Annotated in this window: 10 protein-coding genes and 1 tRNA gene; 6 read left to right on the plus strand and 5 right to left on the minus strand. The window is 70.2% G+C overall.

Going from position 1 to position 13,631, the window contains the following annotated elements; genetic code table 11:
• Nucleotides 1–27: 27 nt before the first annotated feature.
• Nucleotides 28–324 (minus strand): WhiB family transcriptional regulator, encoded by a 297-nt coding sequence (locus ACFQO7_RS14325; RefSeq protein ID WP_203699140.1) that lies wholly within the window; start codon nucleotides 322–324, stop codon nucleotides 28–30.
• A gap of 527 nt (nucleotides 325–851) precedes the next feature.
• Here ACFQO7_RS14325 and ACFQO7_RS14330 point away from each other — a divergent pair.
• Nucleotides 852–3,248 (plus strand): transglycosylase domain-containing protein, encoded by a 2,397-nt coding sequence (locus tag ACFQO7_RS14330; RefSeq protein WP_376806860.1) that lies wholly within the window; start codon nucleotides 852–854, stop codon nucleotides 3,246–3,248.
• Between the two features lie 68 nt (nucleotides 3,249–3,316).
• Here ACFQO7_RS14330 and ACFQO7_RS14335 read toward each other — a convergent pair whose 3' ends face one another.
• Nucleotides 3,317–3,772 carry a GatB/YqeY domain-containing protein gene (locus ACFQO7_RS14335; RefSeq protein WP_360523879.1) on the minus strand — a complete coding sequence of 152 codons (456 nt, stop codon included), beginning with the start codon at nucleotides 3,770–3,772 and terminating at the stop codon, nucleotides 3,317–3,319.
• A 71-nt stretch (nucleotides 3,773–3,843) separates the two neighbouring features.
• Between ACFQO7_RS14335 and ACFQO7_RS14340 the strand changes: the two genes are divergently transcribed.
• Together ACFQO7_RS14340 and ACFQO7_RS14345 are read left to right on the plus strand one after the other, a co-directional pair.
• Nucleotides 3,844–4,719, plus strand: coding sequence for a metallophosphoesterase (locus tag ACFQO7_RS14340; RefSeq protein WP_360523876.1), 876 nt, complete (start codon nucleotides 3,844–3,846; stop codon nucleotides 4,717–4,719).
• Between the two features lie 58 nt (nucleotides 4,720–4,777).
• A tRNA-Pro gene (locus tag ACFQO7_RS14345) sits at nucleotides 4,778–4,851 on the plus strand.
• Between the two features lie 119 nt (nucleotides 4,852–4,970).
• On the opposite strand, the gene ACFQO7_RS14350 is transcribed toward ACFQO7_RS14345, so the two are convergent.
• On the minus strand, nucleotides 4,971–6,569 hold the full coding sequence (locus tag ACFQO7_RS14350) for a hypothetical protein (RefSeq protein ID WP_376806800.1): 1,599 nt from the start codon (nucleotides 6,567–6,569) through the stop codon (nucleotides 4,971–4,973).
• Between the two features lie 469 nt (nucleotides 6,570–7,038).
• Between ACFQO7_RS14350 and ACFQO7_RS14355 the strand changes: the two genes are divergently transcribed.
• The gene (locus ACFQO7_RS14355) at nucleotides 7,039–8,490 is read left to right on the plus strand and encodes a diguanylate cyclase (protein ID WP_417281899.1); all 1,452 of its coding nucleotides are present in this window, start codon (nucleotides 7,039–7,041) and stop codon (nucleotides 8,488–8,490) included.
• A gap of 212 nt (nucleotides 8,491–8,702) precedes the next feature.
• Here ACFQO7_RS14355 and ACFQO7_RS14360 read toward each other — a convergent pair whose 3' ends face one another.
• Nucleotides 8,703–9,764: an aspartate-semialdehyde dehydrogenase gene (locus tag ACFQO7_RS14360; RefSeq protein ID WP_360523860.1), complete on the minus strand. Its 1,062-nt coding sequence runs from the start codon at nucleotides 9,762–9,764 to the stop codon at nucleotides 8,703–8,705.
• Nucleotides 9,765–9,821: 57 nt separating this feature from the next.
• Nucleotides 9,822–11,087, minus strand: coding sequence for an aspartate kinase (locus ACFQO7_RS14365; RefSeq protein WP_360523857.1), 1,266 nt, complete (start codon nucleotides 11,085–11,087; stop codon nucleotides 9,822–9,824).
• A 296-nt stretch (nucleotides 11,088–11,383) separates the two neighbouring features.
• Between ACFQO7_RS14365 and ACFQO7_RS14370 the strand changes: the two genes are divergently transcribed.
• Nucleotides 11,384–12,160, plus strand: coding sequence for a hypothetical protein (locus tag ACFQO7_RS14370; RefSeq protein WP_376806801.1), 777 nt, complete (start codon nucleotides 11,384–11,386; stop codon nucleotides 12,158–12,160).
• A 151-nt stretch (nucleotides 12,161–12,311) separates the two neighbouring features.
• On the plus strand, nucleotides 12,312–13,553 hold the full coding sequence (locus ACFQO7_RS14375; protein WP_376806802.1) for an MFS transporter: 1,242 nt from the start codon (nucleotides 12,312–12,314) through the stop codon (nucleotides 13,551–13,553).
• Nucleotides 13,554–13,631: the final 78 nt, after the last annotated feature.

Below are 13,631 nucleotides of genomic sequence, written 5' to 3' on the forward strand. Positions count from 1 at the left end.
CTTCGATGATGAGATGGGTGCTATCAGTCAGGCCCGGACCAGCTCCCGGCGGTCCTGCTCCTGCATGGCGACCTCGAAGGCGCGCTTCCAGCTCGCCACGTGCGGGTGCCGGCGCAGCAGTGCGCGGCGCTCCCGCTCGGTCATGCCGCCCCAGACGCCGAACTCGATGCGGTTGTCGAGTGCGTCCGCCAGGCACTCGTACCGCACCGGGCAGCCGCGACAGACTCTCTTGGCGATGTTCTGCTCCGCGCCCTGAACGAACAGCGCGTCCGGATCTCCGTTCCGGCACGCCGCGAGACTGGGCCAATCGTTGACCATGCCCATGTGTCCACGTCCCCCCTGACGTTCCCCTCACCGCTCGCGACTTGCCCGACTCCACCGACCTTTAGGGTCGTTGAGCAGGGCACATCCCCCCGATGGTTCCCCCGAACCGACGCGAACGGTGTGCGTTACTCGCCCGCCCATCATGCTCCGTAGTCAGACGATTACGCAACGTTGTCAGCCAAAATGGCGGAAAAAGGTCTTTAACCGCGCTGAACAGTGCCTGAGCAGTGCGTACGCGCGCCGCAGGGTGACGCCCGCCCGCGGGCCGGGACGGGGGTCCGGCGGCCCGCGGCGGAGCGTCGAGATGCGAGTAACGGTGCGGCCACGACGTCCGGGGGGACATCTCGTGACCGGGGCGACGCAACCACACGCCAGGGGTCGTGCGTCTTGGACAACGAAGACATGCCCGGGACGGTTGCGGGCGAGGCGGGGGCCGATCTGTCAGGCGCCTGTCCATGCAGCCTGACCCGGTATGGTGCGGCACGCGACACCGAAACCTGCTCACGTAACCTGAGGCGGTGACCCTGATGCGAAAGCGCGACCACAACATACTGGCCAACGCCGCATCTCTGTTGATTTGCGGCTTGCTAGCCGGCGTGGTGGTGGCCGCTGCCGCATTCCCCGCGGTGGCACTGTCCGGTCTGGCCGCCAAGGCGGGCGGTGAAGCCTTCGGTCAGCTCCCCGACGAGCTGGTCGTCAAGCGCTCCCCCCAGATCAGCTACGTCTACGCCAACGACGGCAAGACGCTGATCGCCACCATGTACGACGAGAACCGGCGCGACCTGCCGATCGCGGAGATCCCCAAGATCGTCCAGCAGGCCATCCTCGCCGCCGAGGACCAGAAGTTCTACGAGCACAACGGCGTCGACGTGATGGGCATCGCCCGCGCCTTCGTGGCCAACAAGCAGGCCGGCGACGTGCAGCAGGGCGCCTCGACGCTGACCATGCAGTTCGTCCGGCTCTCCATCTCGTACTCGGCCGACACCGCGCAGGAGGTCGTCGACGCCACCGAGGACACCACCAAGCGCAAGGTCCGCGAGATGCGCTACGCGATGGCCATCGAGCAGCGGATGACCAAGGAGCAGATCCTCGAGGGCTACCTCAACACCGCATACTTCGGTAACCGGGCATACGGCATCTACGCCGCGTCGCAGGTCTACTTCGGCAAGGAGCCGAAGACGCTGACCGCCGCCGAGGCCGCGTTCCTGGCCGCGCTGGTGAAGTTCCCCGGTGACTTCAACGTGGAGACCCGCGCCGGCGAGAAGCTCGCCGTGGACCGCCGCGACTACGTGCTGAGCGAGATGGTGGGCACCGGGGCGCTCACCGAGCAGCAGGCCACGCTGGCCAAGGCCGAGGAGCTGAAGGTCGTCGGCAAGATCACCCCGAACGGCTGCGTGCAGGCCACCAAGAACGCCTGGGGCTTCTTCTGCGACTACTTCCAGCGCTGGTGGAACGACCAGGAGGTCTTCGGGGCGACCCCGTACGACCGCGAGCGCCAGCTCAAGTCCGGCGGCTTCCGCGTCGTGACCTCCCTGGACCCGCTCGCCCAGAACGCCGCCAACAAGAACATCGGCGACCTGATCTCGGTGAACAACGACAAGGCGCTGATGCTCGCCGCGGTCGAGCCGGGCAGCGGCAAGGTGCGAGCACTGGCGGTCAACCGCAACTTCAAGCTCGACAGCAAGTCCAAGCCGCAGAACAAGATCTCTTCGGACCCGAAGAAGAAGGCCAAGAACATCCGCGGCACCTACCCGAACACCACCAACCCGCTGATGACCGGCGGTGACGGGTTCACCGGCTACCAGGCCGGCTCCGCGTTCAAGATCTTCACGATCGTCGCCGCCCTGGAGAAGGGCTACCCGCTGGCGACCAACATCGCCACCAAGAAGCAGTTCATCACCAACTTCCCGGTCAGCGGCCCCGACGCCAACTGCGGCGGCAAATACTGCGTCACCGGCGGTGGCGGCGCCGTGCAGAACATGTGGACCGGCTTCGGCAGCTCGGTCAACACGTTCTTCGTCCCGCTGGCGATCATGGCCGGGGTCCAGAACGTGGTGAACGTGGCCAAGAAGATGGGCATCACGTTCCACGACGAGCCCAACACCACCGAGGACGACCTCGGCCTCTCGAACAACGCCAGCCAGTGGGGCGCGTTCACCCTCGGCGTCTCGGCCACCACCCCGCTGCAGCTGGCCAACGCGTACGCGACCCTCGTCGCCGACGGCCTGTACTGCGAGCCGACCCCCGTGGAGTCGATCACCGACATCAAGGGCAACAAGCTCTCCGTCGCCGACAAGCGCTGCAAGCAGGTCATCGCGCCGGACATCGCCCGCGCGGCCGTCGACGCCGGACGCTGCCCGGGTGGCGACGACTCGGCCTTCCGCGAGTGCAACGGCCACGCGACCAACCGCGACTCCCGCCGGATCGTCAACAAGCCGATCACCGGCAAGACCGGCACCACCGACAAGGACCGCTCGGCGACGCTGACCCTGTCCACCAAGCAGCTGGCCGTCTCGGGCTTCCTCACCAACCCCGACTGGGCGTTCGACACCGGCATGCGCCACGACGTGGTCAACCCGGCCGTGCAGCGGACCCTGCGCGACTACATGAAGAACAAGCCGGCCGTCGCCTTCACCAAGCCCAGCCGCAAGATCGCATACGGCGACCAGATCTCCATCCCGCCGGTGGAGTGCAAGTCGATCGCCGAGGCCAGGAGCATCCTGCGCGCCAAGGGCTTCGAGGTCGAGGTCAACACGGAGCAGATCGACTCCAAGTGCCCGAAGGGCACCGCCGCCGGCACCACGCCGAGCGGACGGACCATCAAAAAGGGCATCGTCATGATCGAGGTCAGCAACGGCAAGGACGCCAAGCCGGGCAACGGTCCCGGCAACGGACCCGGACAGCCGCCGCCACCACGAAACTGACGCACACGGCAGACGAGGCCCCGCTCGCACATCGCGAACGGGGCCTCGCCCTTTGGTCGGCTCAGGCGTCAGGCGGCCAGCTGGCGGCGTACCTCCGCGGAGACCTTGCCACCCTCGGCCCGGCCCGCCACCGCGGCCTGCACCGCCTTCATCGCCGGGCCCATCGAGCCCATGCCGCTGAAACCACCCGCAGCCAGCGTCTGCGACACCAACTGCGCGATCTCGTCATCGGTGAGCTGCTTCGGCAGGTACCGGGCGAGCACCTCCTCCTCGGCCCGCTCCTTCGCGGCCTGCTCGGCGCGGCCCGCGTCGGCGAACGCGACCTCGGCCTCCCGGCGCTTCTTCGCCTCCTTGGCGAGCACCGCGAGCACCTCCTCGTCGTTCAGCTCACGCTTGGCCTTCCCGGCGACCTCGGCCACACCGACGGCCGCCAGCGCCATCCGCAGCGTCCCCGTCACCACCTCGTCGCGCGCCTTCATGGCCGAGCGCATGTCCTCGGTCAGGCGCTCCTTCAGGGTGCCCATACCCACCTCTCCGTGCTCCGCACTCCGACGGCACTGTGTTGCCCTCGGGCGATGAAACTACTCTTAGCCTCATGGGTCCGCTCGGGAAAATCGCGTTGGGCGCCGTCGTGGTCGGCGCGGGCACGCTGGCATACGGCACGCTCATCGAACGCAACTGGTTCACGCTGCGCCGGTACGACGTGCCGCTGCTCGCCCCCGAGGCCGAGCCGCTACGCGTGCTGCACGTGTCCGACCTGCACCTGACCCCGAAGCAGCGGCGCAAGCAGCGCTGGGTGCGCGAGCTGGCCGGCCTCGACCCCGACCTGGTCGTGGTGACCGGCGACAACATGGCCCACCCGGACGCGGTGCCCGGCGTGCTCGCCGCCTACGAGCCGCTGCTGGAACTGCCCGGCGCGTTCGTCTTCGGCTCGAACGACTACAGCGGCCCGGTGCTGAAGAACCCCTTCGGCTACTTCCGCGAGGACCGCGACTACGAACACGGCGTCGAACTGCCCTTCGAGGACCTGCGCACGGCCTTCCTCGACGCGGGCTGGGTCGACCTCAACAACAAGCGCGCCACGCTCAAGGCCGGCGGCCGTGTCGTCGACCTGGCCGGCGTCGACGACCCCCACATCGACCTGGACGCCTACCCGGCCGGGCCCGCCGATCCGACCGCCGCGGTGCGCATCGCGCTCAGCCACGCCCCGGAGCCCCGGGTGCTCGACGCGTTCACCGAAGACGGGTTCGAGCTGCTGCTGGCCGGGCACACCCACGGCGGGCAGGTGCGCGTGCCTGGGGTCGGGGCGCTGGTCACCAACTGCGGGCTGGACCGCAAGCTAGCCCGCGGCCTGCACCGGTGGGACCGGGCCTGGCTGCACGTCTCGGCCGGGCTGGGCACGCATCCGACCGCCCCGGTGCGCTTCGCCTGCCGCCCCGAGGCGACCCTGCTGACGCTCATCCCACGCTGAGGGGGATACCCGTTTTGGAGCCGGGGACCGGGTCAGCTACTATTTCGGAGCACCGCTTCGGGGTATAGCGCAGCTTGGTAGCGCGCTTCGTTCGGGACGAAGAGGCCGTCGGTTCAAATCCGGCTACCCCGACCGAAAGAAGGCCCGGGTCAGAGAGATCTGATCCGGGCCTTCGGTGTATCCGGGGCCGGATACGCCGCGCGGCCCCTCCCGAAACGGGAAGGGCCGCGGTTCAGCAGTGTGGTGGCAGGTCAGGCCGCCGGCAGGCTGGTGAACACCAGCGGTCCGGACGGCGCCGGAGCGCCACCGTTGGGATAGCCCCAGCTCGCGCTGTTGCCCGCCGCGGTGCTGAGCGTGAAGCCCACCGTGTACGTCCCCGCCGGCAGGTCCCGGAAGTACACCGGCAGCGACAGCTTCCCGTCGGCCCCCACGTGGACGCCTCCGTTCGCGCCGCCCACGGAGTGGCCGAGGGAGTTGTAGATGGTGGTCGAGAACCCGGTCACCGGGGCGAGCGTGACATCGTCGATGGTGACGGCGATGCTGATGCCGTTGGACAGCTCGCCCGGAGCGGCCTCGGTGCGGCTCAGCGCCGCCGCGGTCGCCACCGGCCGGGACGTGTCGGGCACCCGGGTGGCCCGCAGGTCGAGCGCGGGCGCGCCGTAGTAGGCCCCGTACACCGACGCCGCGCCGGACGCGTCGGTGAGCAGGATGCCGTCGACGGTGCAGGTGGTGTTCTGCTCGCTCATCACCACCGGCATGGAGTACGTGCCCGCCGGCCCTTCGGTCAGCACCTGGTTCCAGGTGGAGCAGCCCGTGGTCGCGACCGTGGCGTTCAGCGTGCCCTGCACACCGCTCGCGGTGAACGTCAGCGTCGGCTTGCCCGGCTCCCGCCAGTTGTTCACCTGCGTCGGGGTCAGCGCGAACCCGCCGGCGACGATCGCCTCGTTGCGGGTCACCTGCACGGTGGGCGCGGCGAGACCGGTGTAGCGCTTGGTGTTGCCGGCCCGGTCGGTCACGGTGACAGCCTTGACCTTCCACTCGCCGGTCGGGCTGCCCGCGGGCAGGGTCACCGGCACGTGGCACTCGGTGAACCAGGGGTCCCAGGTCTGCATGTCGCCGCAGAGGTAGCCGCCCTGGTCGCTCCACGACATGGTGATCGGGGCGACGACCTCCGCGGTGCCGGGACCGTCGAGAACGATCCGGCCCTTCCAGAAGCCCGCGCCCGGCTCGTCGAAGACGTACAGGCCGTAGCGCAGCGTCGCGCCGGAGCCGGCGTCGTAGACGTGCTCCTTGGTCGGCGAGTCGAGCCAGATCTGGTTGACCACCGGCGGTGCGGTGTCGGGGTTCTGGGTCGCGGCCAGCACGGCGGACGGGCTGATCCGGTCGCCGGACAGGGTCCGCGTGGTGCCCTGGTCGTCGGTCGCAGTGATCTTCGTGACGCGGTAGGTCACCGGCGCGGCCGGGCCGTACTCGGTCACGAGGAAGTCGTGCGCGTACGACGAACTGGCGATCCCGCCCGTGTACGGCCCGACGACCGGCCAGCCGCCGTCGAGGCTGAACCGGATCTCCTCGGCCGGGCCGACCGCGCTGGCGCCGCTGTACCGCTGCACGAAAATGCGGCCGCTGAGGTTCCGGGCGGTGGCCGAGGAGTCGGTCACGGTCCAGTTCAGGGTGACCGTCGTGCCGCCGGTGGTGGTGTCGACCTGGTCGGTCGCGAACGCGATACCCGAAAAATCGATCTTCGGTTTTGCCGCGGCGAGGCCCGGCGCGGCCGCCGCGCCGAGCAGTGCGGTGGCCGCGGTGGCGGTGACCAGGATGCGTGAGACTGCGCGAAGGCGCGCAGCAGCCATGTGTTCCTCCCCGTTGTCCGACGACCGGACCGCGACGGTCCGGTCGGAGCGATCCGCGCACGGCGGGCCGCGCGCGCAGCGTATTAGACACGTGCCAGAGCGGGAAATGCGAATACGACAACCCCGACGGGGAGCGGCTCCTGGGCTGGTTTCGCCCTTCTACGCTGCGGGCACCGCTACGTGACCGAGATCGTCGAACGCGAGGATCGACGCGCTGTGACCGATCACCCACTACCGAACACCGTGCCCGAAGTTCGCGATCACCCCCGGCGGGCATCGATGTCCCCGTCGGCGCCGCGGCGATGAGAGTCACCTGCCCCGATGGGCCGTAAGCAGGGCAGGCATGCCCACTCATCCGATGGTCACGTCGGGCGAACGATTTTCATAATGGCCGCTTAACCCGCCTACGGTGAGTAAGCTTGGCCGCCGTAAGGCCCCTGACCCCTGACGAAGAGCGAAATTCTGCCCCGTGCCCCTTCCTCGCATCATTGATGATGTTTCCGTAGCACTGCGGACCTCCCGCAGCGCGGTGGAAGCCTGCAATGCCACGGTCTCCGTGCTCAGCCGGCACACCCCCGCGCTGATCGAGGCGCTGCTGCATGTGAAGGATCAGCTGCGGTGCGTCTCGGCGAGCGGAGCCTGGCAGGTGTTCTCCGCCGTGCCGCTGGGGCACGGCGTGGTCGGCCGGGTGTACGCCAGCGGCAAGGCCGTCACCATCCTCGACGTCGCCAACGACCCGGACTACATCCGGCTCGGGCCGCCCATCACGTCCGAGATCTGTGCGCCGATCATCGACCGGACCGGGCACCCGGTCGGCGTGATCAACGCCGAGTGGGCCGAGGCGCAGCCGCTGGACGGTTGGGCGGAGACCCTGACCGAGGCCGGCCGGCTGCTCGGCGCGCGCCTGTCCGAGCTCGGCGGACCGCCCGCGGAGACCCGCAGTGAGCAGCTGCTGCGCCACGCGCTCGCGCTCACCAACGCCGAGACCGACGCCGACGTGCTGGTCCGTGCCTGCCGCGCGGCACGGGAGGTGACCGGCCTGGCTGCCGCCGTGCTGCTGCGGCCCGCCCCGGACCTGCTGCCCGAGGAGCAGGAGCTGCGGGTGGTCATCGCGGCCAGCTCCCCGGAGCCCCGGGACCGGCCGCTGGTCGCCCGGCTGGCGCAGATCGACCCCGACCGGCTCGCCGCGCTGCTCGACGAGGCCTGCCGGTACGGCGCCTCGTACACCCTCGGTGATCCCGCGGTGCTCGACGCTCGCGGGTTCGAGGCGTTGACCGCCGCCGGGGTGCGCACCATGATCGCCGTACCGCTCGGAGCCGGCACGCCCGTGGTGTCCTCCTCGGTCGGCGCGCTGGTGGTGCTGGACGAGACCGCGATCGTGCCCGACAGCGCGCTGGTGAACCTGCTGGAGCTGCTGGCCGCGCAGGCCAGCACCTGCCTGGAGAAGCTGACCACGCTGCGGCGGCTGCACCTGCAGGCCAACTCCGACCCGCTGACCGGCCTGGGGCACGGCGGGCCCTTCGGCGACCGCCTCGCCAACGCGACGCCCGGCCGGACCGCGCTGCTCGCCATCGACATCGACCAGTTCAAGTCGGTCAACGACACGCTCGGCCACGCCGCGGGCGACCGGGTGCTGGTGCAGATGTCCAGCGCGCTGCAGCAGGCGCTGCGGCTCGGCGACGAGCTGTTCCGAGTCGGCGGTGACGAGTTCGTGGCCGTGGTCGACGTGCCCAGTGCCGCCGAGGCGCTGCTGGTCGCCGAGCGCCTCGTCGCGGCGGCCCGGGCCACCGGGCGCACGATCAGCGTCGGGGTGGCGATCCAGGGCGAGCTGGAGCCGCCGGAAGCCGCGATGTACCGCGCCGACCAGGCCCTCTACGCCGTGAAGCGGAACGGCCGCAACGGCGTACGCCTGGCCCCGTAGCCACCCACCCTGAAACCGCTGGATCTAGAAGAGTTGTGGTCGCCGGGGCGACCACAACTCTTCTAGATCCAAAAATCGCCACCCGCCGCGAGCGCCGCAGCAGACCGCCACGCGGGTTCGCCGCTGCGTTGGCGCAGCTCAACGCAGGTCAGACGTCAAGAAGGGCACCTTCTACAACGCGGAGCGTTAAGAAGGTGCCCTTCTTTCAACAACTAGCGGGAGAGGTCGGCGGCGAGGAGTTCGGCGATCTGGGCGGTGTTGAGGGCAGCGCCCTTGCGGAGGTTGTCGCCGGTCACGAAGAAGTCGAGGGCACGGGGGTCGTCGACGGAGCGGCGGATCCGGCCGACCCACGACGGATCGGTGCCAACGGCGTCGATCGGCATCGGGAACTCCCCTGCCGCCGGATCGTCGACGACGATCACGCCAGGCGCGCCCTGCAGCACCTCACGGGCCCCGATGGCGTCGACCTCGGAACCGAAGACCGCGTGCACCGCGACCGAGTGCCCGGTGACCACCGGCACGCGCACACACGTCGCGCTGACCTTCAGATCCGGCAGCCCCAGGATCTTGCGGGACTCGTTGCGCATCTTCAGCTCTTCGCTGGACCAGCCGCCGTCCTTGAGGGACCCTGCGAACGGCACCACGTTCAGCGCGACCGGCGCGGCGAACGGCCCCAGGTCGTCGCCGACGGCGTGCCGCACGTTGCCGGGCCGGGTGCCGAGCACCCGGTCCCCCGCGACCTTGGCGATCTGGTCGTGCAGGGTGTCCACCCCGATCTGCCCGGCCCCGGACACGGCCTGGTACGAGGCCAGCACCAGCTCCTTGAGGCCGTACGCGTTGTGCAGCGGGGCGATCGCCACGATCATCGCCAGCGTGGTGCAGTTGGCGTTGGCGATGATGCCCTTGGGCCGGTTGCGGATCTGCGCCGGGTTGATCTCGGGGACGACCAGGGGCACGTCCGGGTCCATCCGGAACGCGCCGGAGTTGTCGACCGCGACCGCGCCCCGGGCCGCCGCGATGGGCGCCCAGTAGGCGGAGACCTCGTCGGGCACGTCGAACATGGCGACGTCGACGCCGTCGAAGGCCTCCTCGGTGAGCGCGACGACCTCGACCTCCTGACCGCGGACGAGCAGGCGGCGGCCGGCCGAGCGCGCGGACGCGACCAGCCGGATGTCGCCCCACACGTTGCGGCGGTTGCTGAGGATGTCGAGCATCACCGTGCCGACGGCGCCGGTGGCCCCGACGACGGCGAGGGTGGGCAGTTTGTGGCTCATGCCTTCTCCTCGCTCCAGGTGCGGCCGCCGGTTGGCTTGTTTCGGGGGTTCATCGCGCTACCGGCCGGTCCCGGCGTACACCACGGCCTCTTCGTCGCCGCCGAGTTCGAACGCGTCGTGCACGGCGCGCACCGCGGCGTCGAGGTCGGTGTCGCGGCAGACCACCGAGATGCGGATCTCCGAGGTGGAGATGATCTCGATGTTGACGCCCGCGCGGGCCAGCGCCTCGCAGAAGGTGGCGGTGACGCCCGGGTTCGACCGCATGCCCGCCCCGACCAGGGAGATCTTGCCGATGTGGTCGTCGTAGAGCAGGCCCTTGAAGCCGACCCGCTCCTGGATCTTCTGCAGGGCGGCCATCGCGGTGGGGCCGTCGTCCTTGGGCAGCGTGAAGGAGATGTCGGTACGGCCGGAGGCCTCGGTGGAGACGTTCTGCACGATCATGTCGATGTTGATCTCGGCGTCGGCCAGCGTACGGAAGATCGATGCGGCCTCGCCCGGCTCGTCCGGCACGGAGACGATGGTGATCTTCGCTTCGTTCCGGTCGTGCGCGACGCCGGTGATGAGTGCCTGCTCCACGGAAAGGTCCTCCATTGATCCCGTCACCAGGGTGCCGGTGTTGTTCGAGTACGACGAGCGGACGTGGATCGGCAGCCCGAACCGGCGGGCGTACTCCACGCTGCGCAGGTGCAGGATCTTGGCGCCGGACGCGGCCAGCTCCAGCATCTCCTCATAGGTGATCTGGTCGACCTTGGCCGCGTTGGGCACGATGCGCGGGTCGGCGGTGTACACGCCGTCCACGTCGGTGTAGATCTCGCAGACGTCGGCCTTCAGCGCGGCGGCCAGCGCCACCGCGGTCGTGTCCGAGCCGCCGCGGCCGAGCGTGGTGATGTCCTTGGTGTCCTGGGCGACGCCCTGGAAGCCGGCCACGATCACGATCGCGCCCTCGTCGAGCGCGCCGCGCAGGCGGCCCGGGGTGACGTCGATGATGCGCGCCTTGCCGTGCACCGACGTGGTGATGACGCCGGCCTGCGACCCGGTGTACGAGCGCGCCTCGTAGCCGAGGTTGTGGATGGCCATGGCGAGCAGCGCCATCGAGATGCGCTCGCCCGCGGTGAGCAGCATGTCGAACTCGCGCCCCGGGGGCAGCGGGCTGACCTGGTGCGCCAGGTCGATCAGCTCGTCGGTCGTGTCGCCCATCGCGGAGACGACCACGCAGACGTCGTTGCCGGCCTTCCGCGTCGCGACGATGCGCTCGGCGACCCGCTTGATCCGCTCAGCGTTGGCGACTGACGAGCCGCCGTACTTCTGCACGACGAGGGCCACGGTTGCACGGCTCCTCTCCACCTCAGGGACTAAAGACGCTTCAGCTTAGCGGCGGCTCCCGCCGCTCCTCACCGATCGATCCCAGCTGTCGGGCAGCACCGCCCGGGAAAGTCCGAGATCCTCTTTCGTACGGCTCCCGTCACCGCGCAGTCGCCCGCCTCCCCCGCATCGCCGCCGCAGGATTTAACGCTTGTGACGCGCGCCACAGACCGCGGGTTGCCTGATCATTTGGCGATCTTGTGTAGACCGGGGCGCGTCATGCCGAAGATGACGCACGTTGGGTTGAGAATGGGCGCGTGCGCCGGGCTCTCCTCTCCCTCTGTCTCATCGCCGCCTGCTGGTCGGTCTCCGCCTGCGGCGGCGACACGCCGGAGACCACGCCGACGTCGGCCGCCCCGGTCTCCACCGCGCTCCCCGAGCCCGCCGGGGCGCGGGCGCAGCTGGCCGCCCGCGCGGCCGCCGCCAAGGATCTGCGCCAGGTGGCGATGTACACCTTCAAGAGCCCGAAGCGCCCCGACCGCCGCGTGGTGGTCACCCGGGCCGTCGACGGCACCTGGCGCATCGACGTGCCCGGCGGGGCGCACGGCGGCGCGGTGGACATCGCGCTGGTCTTCGCGGCGAACACCCTGCACCAGTGCGCGCTGGCGGCGGGCAACCACCCGTACTCGGGGTGTGTGAAGGTCAACGGGGCGCTGCCCGCGAAGGCCGACCTGAAGATCCAGCATCTGATCACGGACTGGCAGAACATGCTCACCGACCGGCGGCTCGCGATCGCCGTCGCCGAGGTCGCCCCGCTGCCCGGAGCCCGCGGCAAGTGCTACTCGGTCGAGTCGTCCGCGGCCAGCATGACGCTGCCGATGGACGCGGGCATCTACTGCTACGAGACCGACGGCACGCTGACCGCGGCCAAGGTCGCTTTCGGCACCCTGCTGCTGGAGGGCACTCCCGGGCTGGCTCCGCCGGCGGTGCAGCTGCCCGGCCCGGTCGTGCCCGGCAACCCGCTGCCGCTGAACGCACCGCCGTCGCCGAAGCCGTCCGCCAGCACGTCCGCTTCGCCCTCGCCGAAGGCCTGACCGGGAGCCCTGCGTCGCGGGCCGGGCTTTTAGCAGATCCGGCCGCGGCCCGCCGTCCCGCGCGCCCGGTTGTGTGGATCGGGTGAAGGAAAGCGCCGGATGGTGGATATCGGCTGGAGAAACCCGGCCGCATCAGGCTGGAATCGGTGCCATGGCCTTACGCGACAACCTCATCCCGCCGCCCGGACTCCCCCGCCGCCTCGCCACCCAGAACCTGCTCTTCGGCATCGGCGCGGGCACCTTCCTCACCGGCAGCGCCGTCTTCTTCACCCGGGTGGTCGGCCTGCGGCCGCACGAGATCGGCATCGGGCTGTCGCTGGCGGCGGCAATCGCGCTGGTCACCGCCGTGCCGCTGAGCGCGCTGACCGACCGGTTCGGCGCGCACCGGATGTGGACCGGCGGGGTCGTGGCGCAGGGCCTGCTCTTCGCGGCCTGGCCGTTCGCCCGGGGCTTCTGGAGTTTCCTGCTCGTCATCGCCTGCCTGGAACTGGTCGCCACGGTCGGCCAGGCCGGGCGCAACGTGTACCTGATCGAGGCGCTCGACCCGGAGACGCGGGTGCGCACGCAGGCGTTCTCGCGCTCGTGGCTGAACGTGGGCTGGTCGCTGGGGGCCGGGCTGGCCGCGCTGGCGCTGGCGATCGACACCGTCCCGGCGTACTACACGCTGGTCCTGCTCAACAGCGCGCTGCTGCTCGCGAACGCGTACTTCATCAGCCGCCTGCCGCGGGTGGCACGGAGCGCGACCGCGACCGCCCGGCGGCGGGTCGGCGCGGTGTTCGCGGACCGGCCCTTCCTCGCCGTCACCGCGGTCTGCGCCGTGCTGACCTGTTACATGACCGTGCTGATGGAGGTGGCCCCGCTGTGGCTGCTGCACCGGACCGACGCGCCGAAGTGGTGGCTCGGCGTGATGACGGTGACCAACACGCTCATGGCCACGACGCTGCAGGTCGCGGTGACCAAGGGGGCGCACACCATCGGCGGGGCGGCGGCGGCCTCGCGCCGGGCGGGCCTGGTCGCCGCGCTGGGCTGCCCCGTCTACCTGCTGACCGGGAACACCAGCGGCATCTGGACCATGGTGCTGCTGGTGCTGGCGACGATCCTGCTGACGATGGCCGAGCTGTGGCAGTCGGCCGGCGCCTGGACGTTCATGGCCGAGCTGCCGCCCGCCGACCGGCGCGGGGAGTACATCGGCGCGTTCCGGATGGGCGGCTCCGCGCAGTCCATGATCGCCCCGGCGTCGCTGATCGCACTGGCGGTGACCTCGGGCGGCTGGGGCTGGTTCGCCATCGCGGGACTGTTCCTCGGCGCGGCGCTGCTGATCGGCCCGGCGTCCCGGCTCGCGGCCCGGTCCCGCGAGCAAGTGCCCAGCGTGCCGACTCCCGTGCCTGCCTGACGGGACACGGCGTCCCATTTCGTGGACATCGCGCCCGGACGGCGATCTATGGGCGTACAGTGGCCCACATCATGTGCT

Origin of the sequence: Catellatospora aurea (assembly GCF_042663325.1) — a bacterium.
Lineage (GTDB): Bacteria > Actinomycetota > Actinomycetes > Mycobacteriales > Micromonosporaceae > Catellatospora > Catellatospora aurea.